We start from the raw sequence: 4,949 nt of genomic DNA, 5'->3' as shown, positions 1-4,949 counted from the left end.
TCTGTGCAAGGGGCTTGAATTCCCTGTCGTGTTTTTGACCGGCATGGAAGAAGGGCTTCTTCCTTACGGCGACGATTTCAGCGATGTGGACGGGATGGAGGAGGAAAGGCGCCTCTGCTATGTCGGGATGACTAGGGCGAAGGAAGTCCTCAACCTCACCTCGTCCATGAGCCGGCGTCTCTGGGGCAGGTGGATCTACCACACGCCCTCCCGCTTTCTGAAAGACACGGGCCTCGTAAAGTAATGGGGACGGTTCCTATTACCCCGTTCCCATTGCTTAAAGGCGATTAAAAAATTAAAATGAAAGCCATTTACGGAGAGGTGACCGAGCGGCTTAAGGTGTACGCCTGGAAAGCGTATGTACTGAAAGGTACCCAGGGTTCAAATCCCTGCCTCTCCGCCATCGCGCTTGTTCTTGTTTTTTACTGAATATCCCCTCAAAAATTTCGCGTCCGCCTCCGGCGGTCTTTCTTTTTTTAAGAGCAATACCTTTTCCTTTTCCGGAAGAAGGTAATTCCGTTCTTTTATTATTTTCTCGACGGAATTACAGGTTAAAACAATATCCTTCGCAAGTTCGAACCATACAGTTCCCTCTTTCTGCCAATAGCGCCTGGCGCCCGGGCGCTTTCTAACAGGTCTTTCAATAAAGCCTTTAAAAACAAAATAGAATTTGTTTTATTAATTTGGTAATATAAATTACCATTAAGAGCTTGATTTGTCTTGTTAAGGCGTTATATACTTTATACAATAAAACAGTTGAATAAGTTGAAATGTGTTATGCATTAAAAATAAAAGGTTCAGGAGGCAATTAGCAGAAAAAATTAATTAAAGAAATCATAAAACAGTCTTTTCGTAAAGAGGATTTAATTCCTTTGACCAGTAACTACGGAGTAGGCTGTCACATCTGCCCGAAAGGGCGGAGGGGTGGCAGTCAATCTCGGAGTTCGTTACTGGTCGCCGGGGCTGATGTTCGCGCCCCTTTTTTTTTATTGGAGCAGTATATTATTGGCATTTTCTTATTTTGTGATATATAGCACGTAGTCACCGCCAATGCTATTAATTTTAACTAAAAAATGGAGGCATTACACCGCCGACAGAGAGGCTCTGCCTGCCGGCAGACAGGGGCGGCTTTCTATAACGGGGAAAAGGGTTCGTTTTTGCTAGTATGATTTTTTTTGAATTTAGGGCCGTAGTTTTTAGATGTCACATACAGCATTAGAAAAACTATGAAAACCTTTAAGACGCATAATGTTGAAGAAAAGAGGAGGGTTCAATATGAATTTCGGGAATTTTAAATTGTCTAATTTAAGTATAAAGCAGAGATTGTTTTTTTCCTTTGGCGCAGTGATCCTGCTTATGGTCATAATTTCAGGGATAGATATTCAGCGTTTTTCGGACAGGAATAAGCGGTTTAATATTCTGATAGACAGGGTTCTGCCCCGGCAGTTGTTAGCCACTCAAATTCAAAACGATTTATTAAAAATACACCGCGCTGAAAAGAACTTCATCGCGGAACTTAAATCTGACGAGATGGATAAAGACAAGGCAAACATAAATAAATATGAAAGTGATCTGCTGAAGCAGCTTGAAACACTGGATGCCCTGGTTTCCGCTCAAGGGAAAAAAGACATTGCCGCGTTCAGGGAAATCTATGATAAATGGCAAATAAAAAATGAGGAAATCCGCAGGCTGAGCCGTATGGGAGCCAATATCAAGGCAAGAGATCTTTCGTCGGAAGAAGGGAGAGTATTGTTTGATCGGATGGACGAGATAATGACTAGAATCATAGAGAGAAAAAAGCTGGCTATGATTAGACAACGGCAGCTTGTAAACAAGAATTATATCATTACCAGAAATTCGCTTATATTTATTACGGGCATCATTATTCTTATGACTTATTTACTCTCAATTTCTGTGGCAAAAAGCATATTGACGCCGCTTGGGAAATTAGAGAAAGCTGCGCGGATTATTGGAAAGGGACGGCTGGATACTAAAATAACAATTCGGGGAAAAGATGAAATAAGTCAGCTCGTCGAGTCATTCAATAAGATGAGTGAAGATTTGAACGCCGTGACTGTTTCAAGAGATAAACTAAATAAAGAAATTACCGAACACAGGCGGACGTCAAGGCAATTACAGCTACAGACTGAAAAAGTGCTGAGGGCACAGCGGGTGGCACAAATGGGTTTCCTGGAGTGGAATACAAAGACCGATGGGATTTACTGGTCGGAGGAGGTATACCGGATATACGGGGTAGATCCTGATAAACAATCCGCAAGTTTGGAATTAACCATGCAGCTGGTTCATCCGGAGGATATGGAATTTGTAAAGAAGAATCTTGACATGGCGGTTAAAGGCATCGGGCAATATGATATTGAACACCGCATTAGGCGCCCGGACGGCGCCGTGATCTGGGTACATGCCCAGGCCGATTTTGAAAGGGATGAGAACGGGAACGGGGAAATCCTGCTTGGCACCATAGTAGATATCACTAAACGCAAGAAGGCCGAAGACGAAAGGGCAAACCTGCAGAATAAGCTTTTGCAATCACAAAAGATGGAAGCAATCGGTCAATTTGTCGGCGGCATTGCCCATGATTTTAATAATCTTTTGACTCCAATTCTAGCCTTAAGTGATTTAAGTATTTATTCCATTTCAGATGAGAAAGCGCTGCTGAGCAATTTAAAAGAGATCAAAACGGCTTCAGTAAGAGGGAGAGATTTAATCGCGCAATTATTAGCTTTCGGCCGTAAACAGATACTCCGGCCTGAAGTGCTTAATTTGAATGATTTAGTAGGGAATATTTCGAAAATGCTGATTCGGATAATTGGCGAAGACGTTGAACTCAATATCCATCTTGCGGATAAACTTGGAAATATCCGTATTGACCCGGTTCAAGCCGAACAGATTATTATGAATCTGACAATTAACGCCAAGGCGGCTATGCCGAAGGGAGGTGAACTTACATTTGAAACCGCGAATGTCACATTAGATGTGAATTATATAAAAAACCACATTAACGTGACTCCCGGTTCTTATATTATGCTGGCAATCAGTGACAGCGGGTCCGGCATGGAAAAAGAAACTGTGGACCATATTTTTGAGCCGTTCTTTACCACAAAAGGGGATATGGGTTCCGGGTTGGGATTATCCACTGTTTATGGAATCGTAAAACAAAGCGGCGGCGATATTCGGGTTTATAGCGAACCGGGGCACGGAACAACTTTCAAAATATATTTCCCCCGGATATACGCCAAAGCTGAGATGATTGTTAAAGAGCAAATTTCCAAAAAATCTCTAAAAGGCACAGAAACTATATTAGTGGTGGAAGATGAGAACATGGTGAGGGAGGCAATCCGGCAGATTCTGGAATGGTTCGGGTATAAACCGCTTTTAGCCGCAACCGGCCCTGAAGCTGAGAGACATATCAAAAACTATAAGGATAAAATCCATATGCTGATAACAGACGTCATATTGCCCGGAAAATTGAACGGCAAGGAAATAGCTGAACAAATAACCCGCGAGCGGCCTGACATAAAAACGCTTTTTATTTCAGGCTATACGGAAAATGCAATCGTTGAGAAAGGTATATTAAAAACAAATATAAACTTTCTCCAGAAACCTTTTGACCCGGCCACTCTATCAAAGAAAATAAGGGAAATACTTGATGCGCCGGAAAATCCGGACGATGATCGGACGGATTAGTCGGAGGCGCCGAGCCTATGAGTATTGCGAGCTTGCGAGCCATATAAAGAATAATGAATAAGATTCCTCATCCTTCGACTACGCTCAGGACTTCGGAATGACAAATTAATGAATTTTTTATACTATAAGTTCGAACATAGTTTGAACCGCTCGACCATATTTTCCCATTTTTTTTTCTTGTTTTTAATTAGGCTAAGTTTGTGGTATAATTCGATATGACAGTTATCACACAAAGAGTAAGCGCTGAATGAAAAATAAAGAACTAAAGAAATCCATATCTCTTTTATCTTTAGCTCTCCTGTCCGGAGTGCTTCTGAGTCTGTGTTTTCCTCCTGTCTCTTTCGGGGCGCTTGCGTGGCTTGCTCTGCTTCCTCTTTTTTATGCGGTAAATGAAGCTAAAAGCATACATCAGGTTTCAAATATAGGAGCTCTTGCAGGTCTTGTATTTTATCTGATCACACTAATGTGGTTTTTCAAACTATTCGGCCCGGTGGCTATCGGACTTATTTGTGTACCAGCGCTTTATATTTCATTGTCTATGGTTCTGACAAAACTTACTCTGGATAAGTATGGTATCTTCGCCGGTTGGCTTATTGCCGCGCCCGTTTTCTGGACGGGCATTGAGTATTTCCGTTCGGAAAGATGGTTTCTTGAATTCACATGGGCCGGGCTCGGATTTTCACAGGTAAATAATCCTATACTCCAGACTGCTTCTGTATGGGGGACTTATGGCATATCATTTATGATTGTTTTGTCGTCGGGATTGATAATCACCGGCATTAAAAGAGGAATCAAATATATTATAGCGGGAATTCTGTTCCCTGTTATATTCTGGTCGTGGGGATATAATCGAGTTCTGAATTTTCCGGATAAAATAGGTGAGCCCAGACGAGTCGCTGTTATACAGGATGAATCCTTCAATATGAAAAAACTTATGAAGAAAGAGGCAGAGGCAATAAATCAGGGAGCTGATATCATAGTTTGGCCGGAATATGCAATTACGATGCGGCCTAAGATGCGGGAGCTGGAGCTGATGCGTCTGCCTGCGAAAGACATAAATAAGTTGCGGATTATAGGAGCGATGATTGAACACGGAGATAAGGCGCTCAAGAAGAGTTCGCTGCTTACAGGCCGTCGTAAAAAGAAAACCACGGTAGAGAATTTTGCGCTGGTTATAAATGGGAAATGTGATATTCTCGGACGCTATGATAAGCATCATCCAATCCCTATTATTGAGAGCCATG

General features: G+C 42.1%; 3 protein-coding genes and 1 tRNA gene. All 4 read left to right on the top strand.

Features of this window, described 5'->3' with window-relative positions:
* Positions 1-244 (top strand): hypothetical protein (locus FP827_01360; GenBank protein MBA3051733.1); only part of this gene is annotated, 244 nt, incomplete at its 5' end.
* A 71-nt stretch (positions 245-315) separates the two neighbouring features.
* A tRNA-Ser gene (locus FP827_01355) sits at positions 316-403 on the top strand.
* Positions 404-1,248: 845 nt separating this feature from the next.
* Complete coding sequence (locus tag FP827_01350) at positions 1,249-3,705, top strand: response regulator (protein MBA3051732.1); 2,457 nt, start codon at positions 1,249-1,251, stop codon at positions 3,703-3,705.
* Between the two features lie 247 nt (positions 3,706-3,952).
* A partial coding sequence (locus FP827_01345; GenBank protein ID MBA3051731.1) for a hypothetical protein occupies positions 3,953-4,949 on the top strand: 997 nt, incomplete at its 3' end.

The organism is Candidatus Omnitrophota bacterium, assembly GCA_013791745.1.
Classification (GTDB): Bacteria; CG03; CG03; order CG03; family CG03; genus CG03.
The sequence above is the reverse complement of the archived record's forward strand: the minus strand, read 5'-3'. Positions and strand labels throughout refer to the sequence as shown.

Coding starts and splice junctions, on each gene's coding strand:
- FP827_01350 (MBA3051732.1), top strand. CDS start 1,249: ATGTTGAAGAAAAGAGGAGGGTTCAATATGAATTTCGGGAATTTTAAA.